The sequence below is a fragment of the Roseibium sp. AWQ4_290 genome (assembly GCF_056160985.1).
On the sequence record NZ_JBSWYG010000005.1, the window covers coordinates 1 to 24,741 of the forward strand.

Sequence of the window (24,741 nt, forward strand, 5' to 3'; positions counted from 1 at the left end):
CTGACTGCTCCCTCACATTTTTGAGGAAGCTTCTGATCAAAATTATCAGGGGGTCACTTTTGCATGCCGATTACCCCAAGATGGGGGTCAATCTTGCATGCCGATCCACACTGATCCGGTCCAGCTATGCGAACGCCATTTTGAGCGGATCGCGTTGTGCCACTGGAAAGATGCTACGGGTGCCATGCCACTGGACACACCGATTGACCACGGTATTCACGACCGTCACCAGGACTATTTTTGTGATTTCGGCAAGGGCGTTGTCGACTGGCAGGCTTGGACATCTTTGCTGGAACGCCGGAACCATCTTCAGGACTGGGCCATTCTGGAGCTCGATGCGTCCGCCGACCCGGTCACCGATATTCGGAATGGCCGCGCCTATTTCGAGGCTCTTTTTTCACCCGCGTAAATCGACACTTCGTTCAAAAATCACCCCAGGAACAGCAGTGAGAATCTCGATGAAACAATTCCTTCTCTATACCGTCAGCACGGCTATGTTGATTGCTGCATCAGCCGCTTCGGCACAGGAAGCGCCAAAGGCTGAAGTGCTTACCTCTTGGACCTCAGGCGGCGAAGTGGCTGCGTTGAATGTCATCAAGAATGCTTTTGAGGCTAAGGGAGCAGAGTGGATCGACTCCTCTATTGCTGGCTTTGGTGCGGCAGACGCGGCTTTTCAGAACCGGATTGTTGCTGGTGATCCACCGACGGTGAAGCAGGCTGTCGTTGGCCGCGCAAACCAGGCGTTCGTCGATCAGGGTGTGCTGGATACGATTTCAGATGTGGCGGCCGCTCAGGGCTGGCACGGTAAAATCCCGAAGCTGGTGGAAGATTATATTTCCTATGGCGAAGATACTTATCTGGCACCAACCGGTGCCCATGGCAGCAATTGGATGTTTTATTCCACCGAAGCCTTCAAGAAAGCCGGCATCACAGAAACTCCGGCAACCTGGGATGCTTTCTTTGCCGACATGGAAAAGCTGGAAGCTGCCGGTTACACGCCAATCGCCTAGCATGGCCGGGCTTGGGGGGAAGTCAAGGTATTTTCCTCCATTCTGCTGAGCGAACTGGGCCCGAAGGGGTTCACCGATATTTTTGTAAATGAAGATGACAGTGATGCTTCCAAGGCCGCCGTGCGCAAAGCGTTAAAGCTGTTTGGAAATCTGCGCAAATACGTTGGCGAAGGGTCCACTGGCCGGGCCTGGAACGAAGCCGTTGCCATGGTTATTACCGGTAAGGCCGGCGTGGTGTTCCAAGGCGATTGGGCCAAGGGTGAATTCACGCATGCGGGCATGACCGCTGGCACAGACTATGGTTGTTCGCTGGCACCGGAATCCACCAGTCTGCTCTACATCGCAGATGCCTTCAGCTTCCCGGTCAGAGAAGACCCGAATGAAAAAGCAGCGCAGAAATTGCTGGCTGAAATTGTCATGAGCCCGGACGTCCAGGCCAAGTTTAGCGTTTTGAAAGGCTCTATTCCGGTCCGTACCGACATCGATACTTCTTCGCTAGATGTATGTGCGCAGGAAGGTCTCAAATACATGAAGAGCGGGGATATTTCGCCGGACCTGGCGATCATTGCTGCGCCAAAGGTAATCGGTGCCTTGGGGGATTTCATCGATGAATTCTGGAACACCCCGTCGATGGATATCGACGAGGCTGCAGAGACATTTTACGAAATCTTCGACTGATAGCTGGCTAACAGTGGGGGCCGTCCACTGGACTTACAGCGGACGGCTTTTTTCAAGGAGACTTGCATGAGCGTTCTAGGCAGATGGGGACGGCCATCCGCTTTGGCACTGTCGCCAACCTGGGCGGCGGTCATCTTGGTCTATATCGGTACGATGATCTGGACCGTCTATCTGTCTTTTACCGACTCAGAGTTGTTTCCTTCCAACACACTTGTCGGGTTTGACCAATATGCCCGTCTGTTCTCCAACAAGAAGTGGAATGCGTCTTTATCGAATATTGCCATCCTCGGTTGCCTTTATGTCTTTGGCTGTCTGGCGCTTGGTACGCTTCTGGCCGCGTGCCTGGACCGAAAGGTCCGGTTCGAGAATTTTTGGCGGACAATTTTTCTTTATCCTTACGCGATGTCCTTTGTTGTGACCGGATTGGTCTGGCAGTGGATGATGAACCCGACGCGTGGAATACAAGCCAGTGTCAGAAGTTTCGGCTGGGAAAGCTTCACCTTTGATTGGATCGCGCACCGGGACACCGCACTTTACGCGGTCGCGCTGGCCGCGCTGTGGCAGGGGGCAGGCCTTGTCATGATCATCGTTTTGTCAGGCATGCGCTCCATCAGTGTGGAGCAATGGCGCGCGGCACAGATCGAAGGTATCCCTGTCTGGCGCACCTATGTTTCGATCATCATTCCGCAATTGACCGCAGAACTGGCTGCTGCCGGTTTGCTGTTGGCGATGGGGGTTATCAAGACCTACGACCTGATAGTTGCAATGACCAATGGCGGCCCCGGGCGGGCGACGGAAGTGCCAGCTAAATTTATCATCGACAACATGTTCGAGCGTCAGGACCTCGGGTTGGCCGCTGCCGCAGCAACCATTCTCGTCTTGAGTGTCGTCTGTATCATGGTGCCGTTCCGCTATGCGGCTCACGTCCGCGCGCAGTTACGAGGTGCCCAGTGAAACTCTCTACACGCCGGGCGTTTGCCCCTGGACACCTTGGTCTCTACGCTTTCCTGTTTTTCGCCGCGCTTTATTTTCTTCTGCCGCTCTACGTGATGATTGTAACGTCCTTGAAGACTATGGATGAGATCCGGTTGGGGCAGATATTTGCACTGCCGCTCGGGTTTGATCTGTCGGCATGGTCGACCGCTTGGTCTGGTGCTTGTATCGGCGGGGATTGCACAGGTATTCAGGCGGGGTTCTGGAATTCGGTAAAGATCACAATCCCCTCAGTGGTGCTTTCAGTGTTGATTGGCGCACTGAATGGCTATGCCCTGACCTTTTGGCGAAGCAAGAGTTCGGACCTTCTGTTCGCCCTTTTGATGGTTGGCGGCCTGATGCCTTTCCAGATCTTCCTATATCCGATGGTCCTCCTTCTCGCGCGGCTAAACCTCTATAACTCCCTTGGCGGGATTGTGGTCGTGCATGTGGTTTTTGGCCTGCCGCTCGTAACGCTGCTCTTCCGGAATTATTATCGCGGGGTCCCGGATGAACTTGCCCGCGCAGCGAGAATTGAAGGGGCAGGATTCTGGCGCATCTTTACAGAAATCATGCTGCCGCTCTCCATGCCGATGATCGCAGTTGCGTCGATCATTCAGTTTACAAGTATCTGGAATGATTTCCTTTTCGGGCTTGTGTTTGCTGGCCGGGACAACCTTCCAATGACTGTAGAGTTGAACAATATCGTCAATTCTACAATGGGGGAGCGCGCCTACAATGTGAACATGGCTGCGACAATCCTGACCGCTCTTGTGCCTCTTTTCATCTTCTTCTTCTCCGGGCGTCTGTTCGTGCGCGGCATCACGACTGGCTCAGTCAAAGGATAAATCGATGCAATCTTCCATCTCGTTGAACGAGCTGACGATCCGCTACGATCATCACACCGTTATTGATGGGCTGTCGCTCGATATTCCTGAGGGGGAGTTTCTGGTCCTGCTCGGGCCTTCCGGTTGCGGTAAGTCCACCCTTTTGAACACCATCGCGGGCTTTAATCCGGTTTCGAGCGGGCGCCTGTCGATATCTGGGAAAGATGTTACGGATGCCGAGCCGAAGAACCGGGGCATTGGCATGGTGTTTCAGTCCTATGCGCTTTATCCGCATATGAGCGTGCGCAGAAATCTCTCCTTCGGCTTGCGGGTGGCAGGGCATCCGAAACCAGAAATCGAAGAGTTGACAGCCAAGACGGCAAAACTCCTGCACCTTGAGCCGCTGCTGGACCGGAAACCGGCTCAACTGTCTGGTGGCCAACGGCAGCGCGTCGCGATCGGTCGGGCGCTAATGCGAAATGTGGATGTATTCCTGTTCGACGAACCTTTGTCGAACCTGGATGCCAAACTGCGCAATGAGCTGCGGGTCGAGATCAAAAAGCTTCACCAAGCACTTGGAAACACAATGGTTTATGTGACCCATGATCAAGTCGAAGCTATGACACTTGCAGATCGGATTGCCATCATGCGCGACGGGGTCATTCAGCAGCTTGGCCGCCCGTCTGAAGTTTACAATCGACCCAGCAACCTGTTTGTCGCCGGGTTTATTGGGTCTCCGGCCATCAACAGGCTCGAAGGCAAAATCCAATCAGACCAAAATGGTGCGGTGTTTAACTCGGGTGAACTTACCTTGGCGCTCCATGCCTATGACTTCACTGAATCTCCGGCCTCTGGCCCGGCAACGTTGTGCATCCGTCCGGAGCATCTGACCGTCTGTGACAAGGCAGCGCTATCTGAGGATGATCCAGTGCTTCATGGCACGATCTCGGTTGCAGAGCCTATGGGGCCGGAAACGATACTGTGGTTCGACTGGCAAGATCAAAGTCTCTCAATCAAGGCTCTGGGGGAGGCTGAGTTGGCTCCCGATACCGCAGTCGCCGTTCGTCTGGATCCCTCCAAGGTTTCGCTCTTTGGTGCTGATGGCAAGCGACTGTAACCGGCCTCAAGTGACCTGGCTCTGAATTTTCTAAAGGAAGTATCTGCGTGTTTTCCAAGACCTATGACGCAATCGTCGTTGGGTCCGGCGCTGCCGGCTCTTTTGCTGCCAAAGAATTGACCGAACAAGGCATGGAGGTTTTGCTCCTTGAAGCCGGTCGGGCAATTTCAGATGAAGACTTTGATCCGGTCAAACACAAGGCTTCGGGCAAGACTATCAATTACTGGGAACGGCTCCGGGCGATGATGCGGGGGCAATGGCTGCAGTCCCGGGCAGCCTTCTTTTCAGAACAATTCAGCCATTTCTACGTCAATGATATTCGCGATCCCTACACAACGGACCGGGACGCGCCCTATCTCTGGATCCGCGGGCAGCAGACTGGGGGCCGGTTGCACAGTTTTGGCCGAGTTTTGTTGCGCTGGACCGATGACGACTTCAAGATGAAGAGCCGGACAGGAGAGGGCGCAGATTGGCCTATTTCTTACGCAGATCTCGCCCCTTTTTATTCGGAAGTTGAAGAGCATCTGGATCTTTATGGCAATCGCGACGGCGTGGAGGCCATGCCAGACGGTCAATGCATGAACCCTGCTGCGCTGATGCCTCAAGAGGACGAGTTCAAGGCCCGTTTTGAGAAAAAGCGGCCCGGTACCAAATTGGTCAGCTGGCGCTATATCGCTCCCGATCCAATGCGTGTGCCGGCTCCTATAAGGGCAGCACTTGCGACCGGCCGCCTGACCATTTGCAACAATGCGGTGGCCAGGCGGATCAACACGGATCCGGCTACGGGGCTTGCGACCGGTGTTGAGATGTTTGACCGGGTGTCCGGAAGGGTCCATCAAGCTAAGGCAGGCTATGTGCTTGTTTGCGGGTCGCCAATTGAATCCATACGCCTGTTGCTGAATTCAAAAGGGCCGAAGCATGCGAACGGCCTGGGCAATAACACTGACCAGCTCGGCAGGTATTTCATGGACCAGTTGCCGATTTTGGTCATGGGGTCATACCCGGATGGTCCCGGTTGGGGCGTAGATCAAAGCGCACCGCCAGATCCATTCTACAATACGTCCGGCGGGTTGCTCATTCCCAGATTTGAGGGGCAAGACAAGAACGACTTCATGTTCCAGGGAAGTATCGGGCGTTATGTGGTCCCGGACGGGGCCGCGGCGTCCCTGTCTTTCTTTGGGTTCGGGGCCATGCGGCCGGACAAGAACAACACCGTCACGCTTCATCCGCGCCGCAAGGACAAAACGGGACGCCCGGTGCCACATATCCGATGCAAGATGGGACAGGCTGATATTCAGGCCCTTCAACAACACCAGGATCTCGCGGCTACCATGCTTACAGATGCCGGAGCGGATATTGCCTTTATTGGTTCCCCATTGGGCTTGACTGAAATGGGGCGCGGGGCCTTTCCCGACGTTGATCCGTTCAGCCGGTTCCTGTTTCGCACTTGGTTCCCGAAAACCATGGTTATGGGTTCTGCGATCCATGAGAGCGGGGGCGCACGGATGGGCACTACCCCGGAGGTCTCTGTCCTCAATGATTTGAACCAGATTTGGGACGCTCAGAATGTTCTAGTGACCGATGCTGCCGCCTTCCCAACGGCCGGGACGGTGGGCACCACACTTACGCTCATGGCTCTGACGGTTCGAGCCTGCCGGAATCTGGCGCAAAGCTCCAACTGATTACCAACACTCCAATAGGCAAGGCCAGCCCCCGAAGGTCAGCAGCAATTGACGCACCTCGCTGGGAAGCGAAGTGTATGGAATGACCGGAAATGAGAGAAACAAATGCTCGCCTGACCAATGCGACAATCGTCGCTGACATCTTTCTTGCGCCAAGCAAAGACCGGATTGAATTTCAGGCCAAGGCTGCAGCCTCAGTGGACGGTGACGGGCGGATCCTGTCAGTTGGCACGCATGCACCGGAAGACGCCCGTCATTTGTCTGAAGGCAGGTATCTGCTGCCGGGCCTTGTGGACCTTCGTGTGCACGCCCCACAATTCCTACATATGGGCTCTGCACTGGAGCATCCGGAGACCTGTCCCGACTTATTGTCGGGACACATCCGCGCAAAGCGCGGGGTCTGGCACGAGTCATATCATTGACTCCATTCAAGCTTTGTCGGACGACGATATGGACATGATACAGACGAGAGGAGGCGGCATCGCTCATTGTCCCTGGTCCAATGCTTATTTTGCCGGCGCGATATTCCCCTTAAAGGAAGCTTTGAATCGAGGTCTGCGGGCCGGGATCGTGACAAATATCTCTGGTGGCCCAATCGGGACTGTTTGGGAGGCGGCACGAATGAATATTGCGACCTCGCAGATGTTGGAGGGTGGCGTAGCCCCCCGTAAACCGGCAGCAGAGCGCGGTGCAGGACCTGCCCGGATTGATGTAGCTACGGCTTTCCATCTAGCAACTCGGGGAGAGGCTTTGGCGGCAGGATTGGAAACAGGGGCCTTCGAGCCGGGTCAGAAATTCGATGCTCTAGCCCGGACGACATACCCGTCTGGCTATTGGAAAAATTCTCTACGGCGCTACCAAGGCGAACATCACAAGGATTTGGACAGACGGCATTCAGCGGGTTTGACGGGGGCTTGGGCCGTTGTTGGTTCACTTTCTGTCAAGGCCGGGCCGGTAAGGAACAGGGCAGGCGGTGCGGTCAACGGATGTTGGACCGGCTGTGTTTCAGCATCGGAGCGTTGATAGAGCCCAAGACAGTGGGTACTAACGCGCGGCCGATACGCTTTATGCGAGGGTCAAATGGAGAGCGGAACACAAACAGGTCCTGAAGCGAAACCGAAGCCCTCCTTGGTGAAATCGGCTCTGTCGGTAGGGGCGCGGGCCGCAGTGACCCGGCTGGTCTTTGCACTTGTGGGCGGAGTGATTTCCGTGGGAATTGGCCTGTTGGCCGTCTGGGAGTTCAGCGTCCTGCCTCTTGGCAACCGGTATGATGCGGTTGAAGACAGTACCAAAAGCCTCAGCGTTCAGATTGGAGCTCTCACCAAAGAAACGGCCGGGCTCAGGCCGGAAGTGGTTTTGATCGGCGAGCAGACCAGCCGGACGGCTGATCTGCTGCTGGAATTGAGAGCGCAAAATGCCAAGATGGAAAAAGCACTTGCTACTCTTGCCGCTCAAAACGTGCGTCTGCTTGAAAGGGTCTCTGACCTGGAAGCTGCGCTTGAAGATACCCACAAGCGCGCAGAGCAACCGGGGGGGCTTGTTCAATAGTGTGAATTTGCCCCTCTTAGCCGGAAAACAAAACCTCGCATTCCACCATCTACCGAACCAAAATCGGGTCCTGCGAGATGCGCCTTTCTGAACGCTCTCATCTCGGGGACTTCGGTGGCTTTTTCAGGCCTGCCGGGCTGCGTCACGCCGCTTGCCCGGCCCAACCAGGCTGGCGTGCGCGCCTTCGCTTGCCGGCCCACCTGAAAAACCCATCCGATCGGGTCTTGTGTGTTGAGCTTGGTATCAGTCGCGCCAGAAATCCGCCGTCACCAGAAGAACGCCCGCCAGAATTTCCAGCCGGCCCAGGATCATCTCGATGGCCAGCAGCCATTTGGCGAGGTCAGGCAGGGATTGAAAGGTTCCGGACGGGCCGATTGTGTCTCCAACCCCGGGGCCTACATTGGCAAGGGCGGTGATGGACGCGCTCAAGGCGGTCTGCAGATCCATGCCAAGGAACAGATAGATAATGGCAAAGCCTGCATAGGTGCCCGTATAGAGCACTGCAAAAACGAACACGCCTTCCAGAACCCCGTTGGAGACCGGATGTCCCTGATAGCGCAGCCGCATGATCCGGTGCGGCCGGACCAGATTGCGAAAAACATTGACGATCATGTTCACCAGGATGGCGATCCGGAACATCTTGAAGCCGCCGGCGGTTGAGCCGCTGCAGCCGCCGAAAAACGTCAGCATAAAGAAAATCGCAATTACGGCAGGGCCGAATTGCAGATAGTCATTGGCCGCATATCCGGTGGTGCTGACTACCGAGACCACGTTGAAGACTGCCAGCGTGAACATGTGAAATGGTGAGTCGTGAACAATGTAACGTTCGAAATAGAAGACACCGAAGGAGGCACACAGAACCAGAAGGAGCAGAATGCCGATCTGGACATCCTTTTCGAACCGCCAGCCTTCAATAGAGCGGATCAGATAGAGAAACGGAAAGCTCGACAGCAGCATGAACAGGATCGCAACCCAATAGGCGGCGGTTCCCGGAAACTGTCCGAAAGACTGGTCGGATGTTGAAAAGCCGCCGGTGGAAACGGTCGTCATGGCATGGACAACTGCATTGAAGAAGCTCATGCCGCACAGAAGATAGAGTGTGATGCAGGCAGCGGTCAGCCCGCCGTAAAGGGTTAGCAGCCGGTAGACAAAGGGCCAGTTGCGGCCATAGGGCTTCACTGTTGTCTCCGACGTTTCCAGCGCAAACAGCTGGCTGCCGCCGACGCGCAAGCCCGGCAGAAGCCAGATACCAATCGCGACCACGCCGATGCCGCCGATCCATTGCAGCAAAGCCCGCCACATCAAAATCCCGGGGGGCATGTCGTCCAGGCCGGTCAAGACCGTGGACCCCGTGGTGGTCAGGCCGGAGGCGGTTTCAAAAAACGCGTCGGTAAAGCTGATCTGCAAGTCGCTGAAATAGAATGGTACTGCACCGGCGAAGGAAAACGCGAACCAGGCGGCGTTGACGAAGACAATCGCCTCGCGGAACTTGCCCGGAGGCTCCTGGCCGCGAAAGGCAAGGATAATCAGCACACCCGTCGTGCCGAGCAAGAGGGAAGACACCAGAAAGACTTGCCAGTCGATATCGGAAGAGACCATGTCGACGATTGCCGGAATGGTCATCATCATGGAAATGAGGATGAGCAGACGTCCGATCGGCAACGCAATGGCGCGAAAATTCATGGATTGAACATCCGGGACGGTCGCCTGTCACAAGCCAGTCGATAAATTGAGCTGTTTTTTTACCTGCGAGTGCTGCCAGAATGCAAGCGCTGCGCTGCAACGGTGCCGTCCGCTCTTACAGGCCGTGCCCTCTCCGCAAAGGCTCACTTTCTACTAAGTCTCCGCTGGCAATACGTTTTTCGTATCTGATCAAGGCAGCACGTGTTGACGCTTGAGCCGTCCTTTGCAAAAGTGGCGGCCTAAATTTGGGAGGATAACATGAAATCACTTGCCTGGGCTCTGGGCGCTGCTGTCGCACTCGGCCTCACCACTGGTGTTGCCGCCGCTGCTGATACAACCTTGCGTATTTCTCTGCAGCTGCCGCTGAAGAGTCACCTGGGGCAGAACCTTGCTCTGTTCAAGGAAGAGGTCGAAAAGACGTCAAACGGCGACATCGCCGTTGAAATCTACGATTCCGCACAGCTTTACAAAGACAAGGAAGTGCCCGCAGCCGTTGGCTCCGGCGCCATTGAAATGGGGGTCGCCTCTCTCACGCGTTATGTGGGGGATATTCCGGCCGTGGACATTTTCTATCAGCCGTTCCTGTTTGACACGGAAGCCAAAGTGCGCACGGCTGTTGCCCCGGGCTCTCCTGTGCGTGGCCCGCTGGATGAGGCCATCAAGGATACCGGATCAACAGTGCTGTGGTGGCAGGCCTATGGCGGAGCGATCATGCTGTCCAATGGTGGTCCGCTGAAGACTCCTGAGGATATGAAAGGCAAGAAGGTCCGCGTTTTCGGCAAGACTTTGGGAGACTTCGTCAAGGCGGCCGGAGGCGCACCGACACTGATCTCGGGGTCGGAGCAATATCTGGCCTATCAGCGTGGCACGGTTGACATCGGTATGACCGGCGTGTCCGGGGTCCGGTCCAGAAAGCTCTGGGAGGTTATGGACACGATCACCGTGACCAACCATGCGGATATCGAGTTCATTGTTGTGGTGAACACCGACTTCTGGAATGGCTTGCCCGAAGAACACCGAGCGCTCATTCAGGCGGCCGCCCTGAAGGCGGAAGCAAATGTCCGTGACCGGATGTCCGATATTGAAGCGGCGGCCTATGCTGCAGCAGAAGAAAACGGCATGACGGTCTACAAGCCGACGGTGGAGGAAATCGAAGCCTGGAAGGCAGTGAGCCAGCCGGTCTATGATACCTACGCCGAAAAGGCTGGCGATCTGGGCAAAAAAGTCATGGATGCCGCCAAAGGCCTTTAAGGGCTGTGGGTTCTTGCCCCCCGGCCGGCGGATTCCGCCGGCCGTATTTCCTTTTCCAGAGCGTGTCCTGTCTGCTCTGGCCCTTTCCCGAACCACGCTGACCTGTGCCGTGCGCCACGGCTCCAGGTCTGTCCGGGTTTTAATTTTTCGGTGCGGTGATGAAAGCGTTTCATCTTGTTCTTCAGGCGCTTGCCTGGGTTGCGGCGGTCCTGTTCGCTCTGGCCGGATGTATGCTGACCTATGAGGTCGGGGCCCGGTACCTGTTCGTGGCCCCCACTATCTGGGCGGCAGAGCTGTCTCAGCTTTGCCTGATCTGGGGCAGCATGCTGGGCATGCCCTGGCTTTTGAAAACCAACCAGCATATTGCCGTTGATGCCGTGACCGACCGATTGGGAGCCGGGGCAAAACGGGTGTGCCAGGCGCTGTCCATGACCGTGATTGCGCTTTTCGGCGGGTTTGTGGCCTTCAAAGGCTGGGAAATATTTCTGGACTCTTTCCTCAGGGGGCGGACCACCGGGTCCATGCTGGACCTGCCGACATGGATGTCCGAGCTTGCCATTCCCATCGGATTTGCGCTGCTGGCCGTGCAGGCCGTGGCCGGATTCCTGGCCGGTGTGCCGACAGCGCGGGATCATGAAGGAGCGTCTTCATGACCACGCTTTTGATTCTGGCCGCCCTGTTCACACTTTTGCTCATCCGGGTGCCGGTGGCCTTCACCCTGGGCGGGCTTGGCCTGGCGCTGCTGGTTTTTGGCGGGTTCTCGCCCTTGATGGCGCCCCAGGCGGTTCTCTCTACCCTGGACGGGTTCATTCTCCTGGCTGTGCCGCTGTTTCTGCTCATGTCCAACATCCTGCTGAAAGGCGGGGTTGGCCGGGATCTGTTTGCCGCCGTGCATGCCTGGGTGGGGCATTGGCCCGGCGGGCTGGCGGTCGCCACCATCCTGTCCTGCGGGATCTTCGCCGCGATTTCCGGCTCGTCGGTCGCGACAGCGGCCACCATCGGCACTGTTGCCATTCCCGAAATGATCAGCCGTGGCTATGAGCGCCGCTTTGTCTACGGCCTTCTGGCCGCAGGCGGCACGCTCGGCATTCTCATTCCTCCGTCCATTCCGATGATTGTCTATGGCTTCGTGACCGAACAATCGGTGATCGCGCTGTTTCTGGCCGGGGTCGGGCCGGGCCTGCTGCTGATTGTCTTTTTCATTGCCTTTGCCATGGTCTATGCCCGCTGGTTCGGCGGCTACAAGCCGGAACCGGCTGCGAGCGGGCAAGAACGGCTGCGGGCAACCCTGCGGGCCTTGCCGTCCATGATCCTGGCCGGTTTTGTGATCGGTGTGATCTATACGGGCGTCGCCACCCCCACGGAGGCGGCCGCTATCGGTTTTGCCGTTGCCCTCGTGATCACCGGGGTTGGGCTGCGCACACTCACCTGGCAGGGTCTGAAGGAAGCTGCCTATGATTCCATGGTCACAACTGTTGCAATCCTCCTGATCGTGGCGGGGGCAAAGGTCTTCGGCAAGGCGATCACGCTCTACCGGATCCCCCAGGACATCTCCATGTTCATCGGCCAGAACATCGACACCCCCCTGGCCTTTATTCTGGTGGTTTCCCTGGTGCTGCTGATCATGGGGCTGGTGTTTGAGGCCCTGTCGATGGTTCTGATCATGACGCCGGTGCTCTTGCCGGCTGCCATGGCGCTGGGCTTCGATCCGGTCTGGTTCGGGGTCTATATGGTGGTGATGGTGGAATGTGCGCTGATCACGCCGCCGGTCGGGCTCAATCTTTACGTAATCCAATCGGTCGCCAAAGCGAAACTGTCTGATGTGTCGCGTGGAGTTCTGCCCTTTCTGGCCCTGATGCTGCTGTCGGTCGCGATCCTTTATATGTGGACGGATCTGGCGCTCTATCTGCCCTTCAAATTCTAGGTTTCTTATGATTTCAGAGGTGATCATGCCGTCTCAGGCCGACAAACTCAGAACCCTGCTTGCCCAGGATAAGCTGCATGTGATGCCTTGCTGTTTTGATGCCCTGTCGGCCAAGTTGATTGACCAGGCGGGCTTTGGCCTGACCTTCATGTCCGGCTTTGCCACATCTGCCTCCCGCATTGGCCAGCCGGATCTCGGCCTGATGTCCTATGGCGAGGTTCTGAACCAGCTGGCAAATATCACGGAAGCCGTGTCCCTGCCGGTGATTGGCGATGGGGACACGGGCTATGGCAATGCCATGAATGTGCGCCGCACCGTGGCAGGCTTTGCCCGGGCCGGGGCCGCCGCCGTCATGATCGAGGATCAGGTTGCGCCGAAGAGATGCGGGCACACGCCCGGAAAGGCGGTGGTGTCCCGGGAGGAAGCGTTTGACCGGATCAAGGCCGCGCAGGATGCCAGGGACGCGGGCGCTGATATCCTGATCCTGGCCCGCACCGACGCCCGCCACGAACATGGGCTGTCCGAGGCCATCGACCGGGCCGCGCGTTTCAAGGAGCTGGGCGCCGACATTCTCTTTGTCGAAGCGCCCAGGACGGTTGCGGAAATGGAAACCGTGTGCCGGGAGCTGCCGGGTCCGAAAATGGCCAATATCGTTGAAGGCGGGGAGACGCCGGATCTGTCCCATGCCGAGCTGCGGGACATCGGGTTTTCGATTGCCGCCTATCCGCTGACCCTGATGGCCAGCGCCATGAAGGCCATGGTCACAACGCTTCAGCAGTTGAAAGACGATCGGCCAAGGGGCGGGGATCTGATGAACTTCGCCGAGCTGCGCCAGCGGATCGGATTTGATGAGTATTATGATCTGTCTTCCCGCTATGAGACGTCCAGGCGGGATGTGTGAGCCGTTCGGGGCTGGACAGGAGGATTAAGACCGTCCCTTTCCTTGACTCTTGGGCTTGTTTCAGGCATAGACCCGCGAACTCCATATGAGTGACTGACAATCTGATCCGCCGACCGGGACCCGCACAGGTATAAAGAGCGCCCGGAGGTCACCACCCGACAGCGCGATGCGCCCTCGGGTGCCAAACTGCTTTGTGTGTCTCAAAGCGGTTGGATCAGAGACGCGGGCGCCCATATGGTTCGGGAGTACTCCCGAACATGATGACCTAAGGACCCTTTGATGTTTGAAAGCCTGTCCGATCGCCTAAGCGGAATTTTCGACAAGCTCACTGGCCGTGGTGCGCTGTCGGAAAACGACGTCAATGAAGCGCTGCGGGAAATCCGCCGGGCGCTGATCGAGGCGGACGTGGCCCTTCCGATCGTGCGGTCCTTCACTGACAAGGTGCGCAACCGGGCGGTCGGGGCCGAGGTGGTCAAATCCGTAACCCCGGGCCAGATGGTCGTCAAGATTGTCCATGACCAGCTGGTCGAGATGCTGGGGGCCGAAGCCCAGCCGGTGGATCTGAATGCCCCGGCGCCGGTGGCCATCATGATGGTTGGCCTGCAGGGGTCCGGTAAGACGACAACCACGGCCAAGCTGGCGCGGCGCCTCAGCCACCGCGACAAGCTGAAAGTTCTGATGGCCTCGCTCGACACCCGCCGTCCGGCGGCCCAGGAGCAGCTGAAGGTGCTGGGCGAGCAGAACGATATTGACACCCTGCCGATTATTGAAGGGCAGGGGCCGGTCGACATTGCCAAGCGGGCCATGTCTGCGGCCAGGCTTGGCGGTTTTGATGTGGTGCTGCTGGATACGGCGGGCCGTATTCACATCGACGAGCCGCTGATGGTGGAAATGGCGGAGGTCAAAACCGCTGCCGAGCCCCATGAAATCCTGCTGGTGGCCGATTCCCTGACCGGTCAGGATGCGGTCAATCTGGCCAAGAGTTTTGATGAGAGGGTCGGTATCAGCGGTATCGTCCTGACCCGTATGGATGGGGATGGCCGCGGCGGTGCGGCCCTGTCCATGCAGGCGGTCACGGGTAAACCGGTGAAGCTGATCGGCACGGGTGAAAAATCCGACGCTCTGGAAGACTTCCACCCCAAGCGGATCGCCGACCGTATTCTCGGCATGGGCGATATCGTCTCCCTGGTGGAAAAGGCTGCAGAGGCCATCGACGCGGAACAGGCCGCCAGGATGGCGAAGAAGATGCAGAAGGGTCACTTCGACCTGGAAGATCTCGCCGAGCAGCTGCGCCAGATGGAAAAGCTTGGCGGCATGTCCGGCATGATGGGCATGCTTCCCGGTGTGGGCAAGATGAAGAAGCAGATCGAGGCGGCGAATATCGATGACAAGATGTTCAAGCGCCAGATCGCCATCATCCAGTCCATGACCCCGACCGAGCGCAAGAAGCCGGATCTTTTGAAAGCCAGCCGCAAGAAGCGGATCGCGGCCGGGTCCGGTGTGCAGGTGGCCGAGGTCAACAAGCTTTTGAAGATGCACCGCCAGATGGCGGACATGATGAAAAAGATGGGCAAGGGCAAAGGCATGCTGGGCAAGCTGATGGGCGGCCTGGGGGGCGGTATGCCCGATGTCGATCCCAAGCAACTGGAAGAAATGGCCAAGTCCGGCCAGCTGCCGGGGGGCATGGATCTGCCCAAGGGCCTGCCGGGCGGATTGCCCGGTGGTTTGGGCGGGGCTGGTCTGCCGCCCGGCATGCCCGGTCTTCCGGGCCTTGGCGGACCGAAGCTGCCCGGCCTTCCGGGCATGGGCAAAGGGAAAAAACGATGAGCGATGCGGAGACCCGTCTGGGCGAAAGCGCGGCTTTGGCCGAACTCAAGGTCCTCAGGGCCTCGATCGACAATATCGATGCGGCGCTTATTCACATGCTCGCTGAACGGTTCAAATGCACCCAGAAAGTGGGTGTCTTGAAAGCGACCAATGACCTGCCGCCGGCCGATCCGGCGCGGGAAAAACTTCAGATCGAAAGACTGCGCCAGCTTGCAAGCGACGCCAATCTCGATCCTGACTTTGCCGAGACCTTTCTGAACTTAATCGTTCGGGAAGTGATCCGGCACCATGAAGCCATTGCCGCCAAAGCCGGCAACTGAAAAACTGGAGATTAAAAATGGCTACGAAAATTCGCCTGGCACGTGGCGGTTCCAAGAAACGCCCGTATTACCGCATTGTTGTTGCTGACATCCGCTCGCCGCGCGATGGCCGCTTCATCGAGAAGATCGGTTCTTATGACCCGATGCTGCCGAAGGATTCCGAAGACCGCGTGAAGTTGGACGTTGAGCGCGTTCAGTACTGGCTCGGCACCGGCGCCAAGCCGACCGACCGCGTGCACCGTTTCCTGGATGCAGCTGGCCTGTTGAAGCGCGAGCCGCGCAACAACCCGAAAAAGGCGGAACTGGGCGCCAAGGCGAAAGAACGCCTTGAAGCCAAGCGTCAGGCTGAAGAAGAAGCCGCCGCTGCTGCAGCTGAAGCTGCCAATGCAGGGGCCGGTGAAGAAGCTGCAGCGGAATAAGCTGCTTGCTGACGCGGCACGTGTCTTTTCAAAAGGGCTCCTGACATGGGTTCACCGGACAGTCAGAAAGTCCTGATGGCCAGGATTGGTGCCGCGCATGGCATTCGCGGGGACGTGCGGGTCAAGCCGTTTGGCGGCGACCCGCTCTCCTTTGCCGATTATGGTGTTTTGACCACGAAGGACGGGACCCGGAGCTTCGAGGTTGAGAAGGCGCGGGTGCAGAAAACGGTTGTCATCACCAAATTCAAGGGGGTGAGCGACCGGAACCAGGCTGAAGAATTGAACGGGCTCGAGCTCTTTATCGGCCGGGATCAGTTGCCGGAGCCTGAAGAAGACGAATTCTATTATTCCGATCTGACGGGTCTGACGGTTGTCGATCCGGCTGGAGAACCGCTCGGCAAGATCGTTGCCGTTCAGGATTTTGGTGCCGGGGATCTTCTGGAGATCCGCCCGAGCCGGGGCAGAACCTTCTATATTCCGTTCACCCGGGACTTCGTTCCGGAGGTTTCCTTGAGCGAAGGGCTGGTGAAAGTGGACCTGCCGGAGGATTATTTCTCCGAAGAGGCTCCAGATCCCTCTGAGGGCGTGTCTCCGGAAAAATAGCGGATCGGGATCGGTTCCAGACCCATCTGGTTCAGATTAAGGTCTTCCTCTGCGTCCCGCACCGCCTGCGTGACTTCCGAGCGCAACAAGGCGATCAGGGCGACAACCAGCGCCACGCCGATGCCATTTGCGACCGTGTCAGGGAGCGACATTTCGTGGTGGGGCAGAAAGCCCTGGGCCAGTTCCCCGGCCACACCCATGCCGAAGGCAACCACGGCAGAAATGCGCAGCCGGCAGCAGAACAGGGCGTGAATAGACAGGGTCAGCAAGGCATAAAAGCCGATATGGATTACCTTGTCATAAGGGTGGCCGACCCCTGTGTTGAAGACCAGGCCCACCAGAATGCCGAACGTCATCAGAACCGCCAGCGGCAGGACGCGGCTCAGGGACACGTCAAGATAATGCTGGTCGACCCGTTTTTGGACGAAAGCCGGAAGTTTCAAACGTAGAACTGGAAAGTGGATCACGGCGGAACAACCTATTGAAAACTCTCTTGTCAGAATGACCGGTGAGCCTTAATCAGTTCTTGCCATGTCGGAATTGACTGGTGGATAGGGAAAGATTTCGAGTTTCAGGGTTAATGTTCTCTTTTGAGAAAGAAGAGGATTCTTCTCTTTCTGTTCTCTGAAGGGGGTTGACCACTTCCAGCCCGCTGCCCCAGCTCTTTTACGCTGTAAACCTTTAGAAGATCTTCAGATGTCTTTCAAAGCAACCATCCTGACACTTTACCCGGACATGTTTCCAGGACCTCTGGGTCATAGCCTGTCGGGACGGGCGCTGGAAAAGGCGTTGTGGCAGTTCGAAACCTGTCAGATCCGGGACTTTGCAACCGACAAGCACCGCAGTGTGGATGACACGCCGGCCGGGGGCGGGGCGGGCATGGTGCTCAGGGCTGACATTCTGGCCAAGGCAATCGATGCGGCAGCGCCGGCCGGCGACCCGCGCCCCAGATTGCTCATGAGCCCGCGGGGCACGCCGCTGACCCAGGCGCGCGCCCACGAATTGGCCGAAGGACCGGGGGCTGTCATCATCTGCGGCCGGTTCGAGGGCGTTGATCAGCGGGTGATCGAGGCGCGGGATCTGGAAGAGGTGTCGATCGGTGATTACATCCTGTCCGGCGGTGAAATCGGTGCGATCACGCTTCTGGATGCGGTGATCCGGCTGCTCCCCGGGGTGATGGGGAATATGGAAAGTGCGGATACGGAGAGTTTTGAGACCGGTCTACTGGAGCACCCGCACTATACCCGTCCAGCTGATTTTGAGGGCCGTGCCATCCCGCAGGTGTTGACCTCGGGAAATCACGGCAAAATCGATGCATGGCGTCAGCAGGAAGCAGAACGCCTCACTCGGGAGCGCCGCCCGGATCTATGGACAGCCTATCTGCAGGATGACTAGGGGGCTGACCCTGAAAAATCATCCAATAGGGTTTTATTTGGGAATACCAAGCGCGGTCAAATAGGTCATGAGCAACTGCGCTTGTTATAAGGCTGGTATCAGAGGCGGGAGGTGCCTTCACCCAGACGGGCCAGAATCGGTGATCCCCGCCGGATCACGTCTCCTTGAGAACGGGATCCCGTCTTTGAGGTGATATTGGCCAGGTGATTGCGGGCGGTGTTGTAGGAAATGTCCAGGTTTTCAGCGGCTTCCTTCAAGGATGAGCCAAGAATGAGTTCCTGAACCAGAAGACCCTCGCGGCCGGTCAGCCCAAAGGCTGTCGACAGAATTTTTGAAGATTGCGCCGGGGCGTCCTCCGGGTCGAACCAGGTGACCAGCAAGGGTAGACCGGGAACAATGAAAGGCGCCAGTCCCGGATGGATGCGGTCCCGCTTGTCCAGGGGCAGGACAAAAACGAAGGCGCCGCCCCGGTTCTTGTCCGACAGTGGGACGGGTCCAACAGGCAACGCGGTTTGCGCGGCCTTGTCCAGGGCATGTGTCAAAGCGGCGCGTCCGTGGGGAGTGCAGGCGGTCAGGCGCACCATCTTGTCGATTTGCAGGAGACTGCGGCCACTTAATTTGCGCTCTGCCTGCCGGTTGAGATGTTTGACTTTGCCGTCCGGCGCGACAATCAGCGCAGAGGTGGGGATCTGGTCGAGCCAGAATGCCGGATTTGCGGGCTCTGTCTGTCGTTTGGCGGTTTCCAAGAGCAGGCCAAATGCTCCTTGCAGGTGCGGTCTCAAGAATCCGAACAACTGGCGGACATGCTCTTCTTCCCGCTCAGCCATGGTGCGGGGCAGATTGGCTGCAACAAAGGCAGAATCATCGCCCTGCCGATGCAAGATCACCCCGAAAGCCCGGTTGATTTCTCGATGGTCTTTCAGGAATTCATCAAAAAAATCCAATTTTTCAACGTCTTCCGGCGAAATATGATCTCCGGTGAAGACCACGTCGGAGACGTCGCATTTTAGGGCGATCGGTGGAAAAGGATTGCGGGAGCTACACGTTCTGAGCCGCCGTTCAGCGTCGCGGCCATGGTTGAATATGGCGCAGTCATAGAACTTGTTCTCGTAGACACACTGGGCCTGGTAGGAAATCGGCAGATCAGGATAGCAAGAGGCTAGATCGGACAGGACGCTGGTGAGCCCGCCATCGAATAAAGCAGATGTATAGAGTTTTGTCAGTAAGCTGGAATGATCTGGGGCCATTTGGTTCAATCTTGAAATATCTCTATTGCTCTTATTGATTGGTAAGGAATTTTATAATCTAAATGCCGTAACTGTCATCGTGACAAATCCTTATTTTTATGTTAATCAGCCACTATTACAACTAAAAAAGGCTCGCAGGTTGTAAAGATCTGACGAGGCTAAAAATAAATTACTTTAGGCAATGCTAGACATTGGCAGCGGCACTTGTGCCGCTGCTTTTGCAAGGTTCATCAGGGCGAGGACGCACTTGATCACAGGCTGCGCGTGAGGGGCTGTGTGCCGGTCGAAGAATCCGCATGACAAGCCGGTGAATATGCTGTATACGCCCGCGAAAGCTGGGCGAAGATGTCTCAAAACTATTGAAGTCTTTCTCCAGGGGTCTGCCGCAAGGGGCAGATGTCCTCTGGAAAGCCTGGCCGATATGCAACATGGCCCAAGGCTGGTGAACCCGTTTCCGCCTGTGACGGACAACGCTCTGACCGCCTTGTAATTGAAAAGGGAAAAATGCCATGAATATCATCGAGCAGCTCAACGCTGAAGAAATGGCGAAAATCGAGGCACAGCGCAAGCTGCCTGAATTTTCTCCCGGTGACACGGTGCGCGTCAACGTTAAGGTGACGGAAGGCAACCGGACCCGTACGCAGGCTTATGAAGGTGTCTGCATTGCCCGCTCCGGTGGCGGCATCAACGAAAGTTTCACTGTTCGTAAGATCTCCTATGGTGAAGGCGTCGAACGTGTCTTCCCGGTCTATTCCCCGATGCTGGAAGGTGTGGAAGTGGTCCGGCGCGGTAAAGTGCGCCGTGCGAAGCTTTACTACCTGCGTGACCGTCGTGGTAAGTCCGCCCGTATCACCGAAAACACCAACGTCCGCTCCAAGCGCCTCAACGAGGAAGCCCGCGCGGCAGCTGCTGCTGCCAAGGCTGCCAAGGCCGAAGCCAAAAAGGCTGAGCAGGAAGCTGCGGAAACCGCCGCTGAATAAGCCGGTTCAGGTGACTGAAGAGTTTCATTTTGAAAGGCGGTCCTGCCGGGGCCGCCTTTTTGCTGTCAGGCCTGATGTGACGGGCGCTGGTCAATCTCAGTTGAATTCAGCTCAACCGGCTGGAGCTTGACCTTCCGCCGGAGCTGGGTCATTCACATACCATGAGGGACAGGTGTCTGACGCAGGCGCGCTGTCCGGAAAAACAACCAATATGGCCCCCTAGAAACACGGTCTGCTGGACCCTCCGGCAGGCTCCGGGCGGCATTCGCAGATGTCCAGGCTGTTTTGTGCAGAATAGGACAAGGAGGCCGGAGGCGCGCCGGGACGCAGGCGCTGCCGGACCGACGGCCGGAATGAGGAGAGACCCATGGCAAAGCCGCGCACGCTTTATGACAAGATTTGGGACGACCACGTCGTCGACATGCAGCCCGACGGCACGGGCCTGCTTTATATTGACCGGCATCTGGTCCATGAAGTGACCAGTCCGCAGGCTTTTGAGGGTCTGCGTATGAATGGCCGCAAGGTCCGCCAGCCGCAAAAGACACTCGCAGTGGTGGACCATAATGTGCCGACCACGGACCGCCGCGACGGGATTGACGATCCGGAATCGGCGCTTCAGGTGGAAACACTGGCCAAGAATGCGGCCGAGTTCGGTGTCGAATATTATTCGGAACTGGATATGCGCCAGGGTGTGGTTCATATCGTCGGACCGGAACAGGGCTTTACCCTGCCGGGCATGACGATTGTCTGCGGCGACAGTCATACCTCCACCCACGGGGCTTTCGGTTCGCTCGCCCACGGCATTGGTACATCCGAAGTGGAGCACGTTCTGGCCACCCAGACGTTGATCCAGAAAAAAGCCAAGAACATGCTGGTCAAGGTCAATGGCGAGGTGCCTGAAGGGGTGACTGCGAAGGACATTGTCCTGGCGATCATCGGCAAGATCGGCACCGCCGGCGGTACGGGCTATGTGATTGAATATGCAGGGGATGCGATCCGGTCCTTGACCATGGAAGGCCGCATGACCGTGTGCAACATGTCCATTGAAGCCGGTGCGCGTGCTGGTCTGATTGCCCCGGACGAAACCACATTCAACTATGTGCAGGGCCGTCCGAAAGCTCCGAAAGGCGAAGCCTGGGAGATGGCGCAGGCCTATTGGCGCACGCTGCACTCCGATGCGGACGCCTATTTCGACAAGGTGATCGAGCTGGATGCGGCCAATCTGCCGCCAATCGTTTCCTGGGGATCTTCTCCGGAAGATGTCGTCTCCGTGGAAGGCGTTGTGCCCAATCCGCAGGAGATCGACGACGAAAACCGGCGTGAATCCAAGAAGCGCGCTCTGGACTATATGGGTCTGGAACCGGGCACGAAGATCACCGATATCAAGATCGATCGGGCTTTTATCGGCTCTTGTACCAATGGCCGGATCGAAGATCTGCGGGCCGCAGCCGCTGTCATCGGCAATCACAAGGTGGCTGAGCACGTGAGCGCGATGGTCGTGCCGGGCTCGGGTCTCGTGAAGGAACAGGCCGAGGAAGAAGGCCTGGATCTGATCTTCAAGGAGGCCGGGTTCGAATGGCGCGAGCCGGGCTGTTCCATGTGCCTTGCCATGAATGCGGACAAGCTGAAGCCGGGCGAGCGCTGCGCGTCGACGTCGAACCGGAACTTTGAAGGCCGCCAGGGACACAAGGGCCGCACGCATCTGGTTTCACCGGCCATGGCCGCAGCGGCTGCCATTGCCGGTCATTTTGTTGACATTCGCGACTGGACCGCGAACTGATTCGATTTGGGATCTGGTGACAGATCCCGGTCAAATGAAGGGCGCTATAAAGGCGCCCTTTTTTCTTGCGCTGTGCAAAATTGCCGCAGCCGTCCAGATGTTATTCAGTTTTGGCAAATGATTCATAGATTTAGGGAAAATCCTTTGCCGGTGAACACCTGTCAACATACCCCTTCAGAAATGAATTTGACGGGCTTCACAAGACTGTCACCTCGGCACTACAATACTCCCGTCACAAAAGGACAAGTTCCGCTGTCCGTTTGACCGGGCACCGGACGATCTGAGTAGGTGTGAGGAGCGGAAGGTGACGATAGCGGTCTCGTCGGGAGCCCATCCGGCGTTGGTGCTCAATGCGGATTACCGGCCTTTGAGTTACTATCCCTTGTCTTTGTGGTCGTGGCAGGACACGATCAAGGCGGTGTTTCTGGATCGGGTCAATATCGTTGCAGAATATGATGCGGCGGTCCGAAGTCCGAGCTTCGAGTTCCGATTACCGAGCGTTGTCTCGCTCAAGACCTTTGTGAAACCCAGCCGTTATCCTGCCTTTACCCGTTTCAACGTCTTTCTCCGCGACAAATTTCAGTGTCAGTATTGCGGCTCGAAAGAAGAATTGACCTTTGATCATCTCATTCCCCGCTCCAAGGGTGGTTTGACCACCTGGGACAATGTGATTACTGCCTGCTCCCCCTGCAATCTGCGCAAGTCCAACAAGTCCTGCCAGCAGCTGAACATGTGGCCCATGCACATGCCCTTTCAGCCGACCATTCAGGATCTGCACAACAATGGCCGCGCGTTCCCACCCAATTATCTTCACGATAGCTGGCTGGATTTCCTGTACTGGGATACGGAGCTGGAGCCATAGGATATGGCTCCAAAGATCCCCCTTTCCGGTCTGTGCAGCCATGTTCAAGCTGGTTGGACTGGTTGAGACAGCCGTCAATAAGTGTGTTCTGATTGCAGTAAAATAGCGGTGCCTCGAGCGCTGTGCTAAAATAAGACCAGAGCTCTATCGTGTAATTCGCAATTTTATTTAGTGATATTAAGCCTTATTTAACCTGCTTTGTAATCTTCATTTAAGACTTTAGGCACCTTTCTGTAATAACTGTATCATGAAAGCTGTGAGGCCGTCATGATCAAAGCACCTATTTCCTTCTTAAGGCATCTTGCTGTCCGGTTCCAAACTGACCGGCATGGATCCATTCTCCCGCTCTTCGGGATCATGCTTGTTTTCATCATCGTTGTGGCAGGAGCGTCCATGGATGTCTCCCGGGCGGTGAACGCCCGTGAAAAACTGTCCTATGCCCTTGATGCGGCAGCTCTGGCTGCGGCGACAAAACTGTCCACGTCGGTGCTGAGCGATGATGAGGTGACGGAAATTATCTCAGATTCATTCAAAGCCAACCTGGCAACGGCGGACTTCCTCGACGAAGCGATCGAGAACATGACCTTCACGGTGAACAGTGATGAAGGCAACGTCACGGTGAGCACCTCGGCCACGATGAACAATCTTTTCATCAATCTCGGCGGCTACGGGATTGATGCCTTCGGTCCGAAGGCTTTCACGTTCGGCACAGAAGCCCAGGTCGCCTATTCCCGCTTTGACGTTGAATTGGCGATGGTGGTCGACGTGACAGGATCCATGGGCTGGGCGATAGACGATTTGAAAGATGCCGCGCAATCGGTCGTGGATATTCTGATCCCGGACGGCACAGAAGACAGCAAAGTCAAGATCTCTCTCGTCCCTTATAGTGTTGGCGTAAATATGGACAGCTATGCTGCGACCGCGACGAATAATTATAGCAGCAGATGTGCGACAGAGCGCACAGGAGACGAAGAATATACAGACGCGAGTTATACGGTTGAGCCTCTTGGCAATGGCTCGGGAACCTATCGAGGATCTGCTTGCTCGGATTCTGTGCTTCAACCACTGTCTGATGACCGGTCGACTCTGACGTCTGCTATCAATGATCTGGAAACAAATGGCTATACGGCGGGGCATACGGGGATCGGGATTGGGTGGTATACTCTGTCTCCAAAATGGTCCGACCTTTGGCCATCCAGTTCTGCTCCGGCCGCCTATGATGATGACGATGTCCTCAAATTCGCTCTGATCATGACGGATGGTGCTTTCAACACCCAGTATGAGAAGAAAACCTGGACTAAAAAACAATGCAAAAAGTACAAATACAAAAAGAAAAGCTATGGTGGTACCTGTCTAAGTGGGACCAATGACTATTGGGTCGAGCAAACCAGTGGTGGATTTAGCGGAGCATCGTCGAAGCGTGGCATGTCGCTTTGCGACGCGATGAAAAGTTCCGGTATTGAAATCTTTACGGTGTATTTCGGCAGTTCGTCGTCATCGAGCGGGGCCAGAGTGATGCAGGATTGTGCGGACACCGGGAATTATTATATGGCGACGTCCTCGGACGAACTTATCGGTGCCTTTTCCAACATCGCCAAGAAAATCCAGCAGATCTACCTGTCGAAATAAGTGATTTTCAGGGAATTTCATTGAAAGGGCCCGCCTACTGGCGGGCCTTTTTGACTTTTCGGGTATTTTCGAAAAAGGTCAATCGG

Annotated in this window: 23 protein-coding genes and 1 pseudogene; 21 read left to right on the forward strand and 3 right to left on the reverse strand. The window is 56.7% G+C overall.

Going from position 1 to position 24,741, the window contains the following annotated elements; translation table 11 throughout:
* Window positions 1–97: 97 nt before the first annotated feature.
* The 8 genes and pseudogenes from ACXAH0_RS06255 to ACXAH0_RS06290 all read left to right on the forward strand — a co-directional run bounded on the left by ACXAH0_RS06255 (window position 98) and on the right by ACXAH0_RS06290 (window position 7,834).
* Entirely contained in the window at window positions 98–409 is a 312-nt protein-coding gene (locus ACXAH0_RS06255) for a hypothetical protein (RefSeq protein ID WP_475189775.1), read from the forward strand.
* Between the two features lie 49 nt (window positions 410–458).
* Window positions 459–1,688: pseudogene (locus ACXAH0_RS06260) on the forward strand (ABC transporter substrate-binding protein).
* 66 nt (window positions 1,689–1,754) lie between these two features.
* The gene (locus ACXAH0_RS06265; protein ID WP_475189776.1) at window positions 1,755–2,642 is read left to right on the forward strand and encodes a carbohydrate ABC transporter permease; all 888 of its coding nucleotides are present in this window, start codon (window positions 1,755–1,757) and stop codon (window positions 2,640–2,642) included.
* Entirely contained in the window at window positions 2,639–3,508 is an 870-nt protein-coding gene (locus ACXAH0_RS06270; protein WP_475189779.1) for a carbohydrate ABC transporter permease, read from the forward strand. Before ACXAH0_RS06265 ends, ACXAH0_RS06270 begins: the two co-directional genes overlap by 4 nt.
* Before the next feature lie 4 nt (window positions 3,509–3,512).
* The gene (locus ACXAH0_RS06275) at window positions 3,513–4,604 is read left to right on the forward strand and encodes an ABC transporter ATP-binding protein (protein ID WP_475189781.1); all 1,092 of its coding nucleotides are present in this window, start codon (window positions 3,513–3,515) and stop codon (window positions 4,602–4,604) included.
* 47 nt (window positions 4,605–4,651) lie between these two features.
* The gene (locus ACXAH0_RS06280) at window positions 4,652–6,286 is read left to right on the forward strand and encodes a GMC oxidoreductase (protein WP_475189784.1); all 1,635 of its coding nucleotides are present in this window, start codon (window positions 4,652–4,654) and stop codon (window positions 6,284–6,286) included.
* 234 nt (window positions 6,287–6,520) lie between these two features.
* A complete protein-coding gene (locus ACXAH0_RS06285; RefSeq protein ID WP_475190030.1) occupies window positions 6,521–7,309 on the forward strand; it encodes an amidohydrolase family protein in 789 nt (262 codons plus the stop codon).
* Window positions 7,310–7,414: 105 nt separating this feature from the next.
* Window positions 7,415–7,834, forward strand: a complete 420-nt coding sequence (locus ACXAH0_RS06290) for a hypothetical protein (RefSeq protein ID WP_475189786.1) — start codon at window positions 7,415–7,417, stop codon at window positions 7,832–7,834.
* Window positions 7,835–8,077: 243 nt separating this feature from the next.
* On the opposite strand, the gene ACXAH0_RS06295 is transcribed toward ACXAH0_RS06290, so the two are convergent.
* Entirely contained in the window at window positions 8,078–9,517 is a 1,440-nt protein-coding gene (locus ACXAH0_RS06295; RefSeq protein ID WP_475189787.1) for a TrkH family potassium uptake protein, read from the reverse strand.
* A 258-nt stretch (window positions 9,518–9,775) separates the two neighbouring features.
* Between ACXAH0_RS06295 and ACXAH0_RS06300 the strand changes: the two genes are divergently transcribed.
* From ACXAH0_RS06300 to rimM, 8 genes are all read left to right on the forward strand, one after another.
* Entirely contained in the window at window positions 9,776–10,768 is a 993-nt protein-coding gene (locus tag ACXAH0_RS06300; protein WP_475180699.1) for a TRAP transporter substrate-binding protein, read from the forward strand.
* 158 nt (window positions 10,769–10,926) lie between these two features.
* Window positions 10,927–11,421: a TRAP transporter small permease gene (locus tag ACXAH0_RS06305; RefSeq protein ID WP_475189789.1), complete on the forward strand. Its 495-nt coding sequence runs from the start codon at window positions 10,927–10,929 to the stop codon at window positions 11,419–11,421.
* Window positions 11,418–12,692 carry a TRAP transporter large permease gene (locus ACXAH0_RS06310; RefSeq protein ID WP_475189791.1) on the forward strand — a complete coding sequence of 425 codons (1,275 nt, stop codon included), beginning with the start codon at window positions 11,418–11,420 and terminating at the stop codon, window positions 12,690–12,692. The genes ACXAH0_RS06305 and ACXAH0_RS06310 overlap by 4 nt, the downstream gene beginning before the upstream one ends.
* A gap of 25 nt (window positions 12,693–12,717) precedes the next feature.
* Window positions 12,718–13,593, forward strand: coding sequence for an isocitrate lyase/PEP mutase family protein (locus tag ACXAH0_RS06315; protein ID WP_475189792.1), 876 nt, complete (start codon window positions 12,718–12,720; stop codon window positions 13,591–13,593).
* A 279-nt stretch (window positions 13,594–13,872) separates the two neighbouring features.
* Entirely contained in the window at window positions 13,873–15,420 is a 1,548-nt protein-coding gene (gene ffh, locus ACXAH0_RS06320; protein WP_475189794.1) for a signal recognition particle protein, read from the forward strand.
* A complete protein-coding gene (locus ACXAH0_RS06325; RefSeq protein ID WP_475189797.1) occupies window positions 15,417–15,740 on the forward strand; it encodes a chorismate mutase in 324 nt (107 codons plus the stop codon). Before ffh ends, ACXAH0_RS06325 begins: the two co-directional genes overlap by 4 nt.
* Before the next feature lie 17 nt (window positions 15,741–15,757).
* Window positions 15,758–16,159 (forward strand): 30S ribosomal protein S16, encoded by a 402-nt coding sequence (gene rpsP / locus ACXAH0_RS06330; RefSeq protein WP_475180721.1) that lies wholly within the window; start codon window positions 15,758–15,760, stop codon window positions 16,157–16,159.
* A gap of 75 nt (window positions 16,160–16,234) precedes the next feature.
* A complete protein-coding gene (rimM, locus tag ACXAH0_RS06335; RefSeq protein ID WP_475189799.1) occupies window positions 16,235–16,762 on the forward strand; it encodes a ribosome maturation factor RimM in 528 nt (175 codons plus the stop codon).
* Here the strand turns inward: rimM and ACXAH0_RS06340 are convergent.
* Complete coding sequence (locus tag ACXAH0_RS06340; protein WP_475189801.1) at window positions 16,708–17,229, reverse strand: VanZ family protein; 522 nt, start codon at window positions 17,227–17,229, stop codon at window positions 16,708–16,710. The genes rimM and ACXAH0_RS06340 overlap by 55 nt on opposite strands.
* A gap of 229 nt (window positions 17,230–17,458) precedes the next feature.
* On the opposite strand from ACXAH0_RS06340, the gene trmD reads away from it, so the two are divergent.
* Window positions 17,459–18,157: a tRNA (guanosine(37)-N1)-methyltransferase TrmD gene (gene trmD, locus ACXAH0_RS06345; protein WP_475180734.1), complete on the forward strand. Its 699-nt coding sequence runs from the start codon at window positions 17,459–17,461 to the stop codon at window positions 18,155–18,157.
* A gap of 98 nt (window positions 18,158–18,255) precedes the next feature.
* On the opposite strand, the gene ACXAH0_RS06350 is transcribed toward trmD, so the two are convergent.
* A complete protein-coding gene (locus tag ACXAH0_RS06350) occupies window positions 18,256–19,404 on the reverse strand; it encodes a helix-turn-helix transcriptional regulator (RefSeq protein ID WP_475189803.1) in 1,149 nt (382 codons plus the stop codon).
* Between the two features lie 509 nt (window positions 19,405–19,913).
* Between ACXAH0_RS06350 and rplS the strand changes: the two genes are divergently transcribed.
* The 4 genes from rplS to ACXAH0_RS06370 all read left to right on the forward strand — a co-directional run bounded on the left by rplS (window position 19,914) and on the right by ACXAH0_RS06370 (window position 24,655).
* Window positions 19,914–20,384 carry a 50S ribosomal protein L19 gene (gene rplS, locus ACXAH0_RS06355; protein ID WP_475180740.1) on the forward strand — a complete coding sequence of 157 codons (471 nt, stop codon included), beginning with the start codon at window positions 19,914–19,916 and terminating at the stop codon, window positions 20,382–20,384.
* 367 nt (window positions 20,385–20,751) lie between these two features.
* A complete protein-coding gene (gene leuC / locus ACXAH0_RS06360; protein WP_475180743.1) occupies window positions 20,752–22,164 on the forward strand; it encodes a 3-isopropylmalate dehydratase large subunit in 1,413 nt (470 codons plus the stop codon).
* A gap of 304 nt (window positions 22,165–22,468) precedes the next feature.
* Window positions 22,469–23,026 carry an HNH endonuclease gene (locus tag ACXAH0_RS06365; RefSeq protein ID WP_475180747.1) on the forward strand — a complete coding sequence of 186 codons (558 nt, stop codon included), beginning with the start codon at window positions 22,469–22,471 and terminating at the stop codon, window positions 23,024–23,026.
* Between the two features lie 267 nt (window positions 23,027–23,293).
* Entirely contained in the window at window positions 23,294–24,655 is a 1,362-nt protein-coding gene (locus tag ACXAH0_RS06370; RefSeq protein WP_475180752.1) for a pilus assembly protein TadG-related protein, read from the forward strand.
* Window positions 24,656–24,741 lie beyond the last annotated feature (86 nt).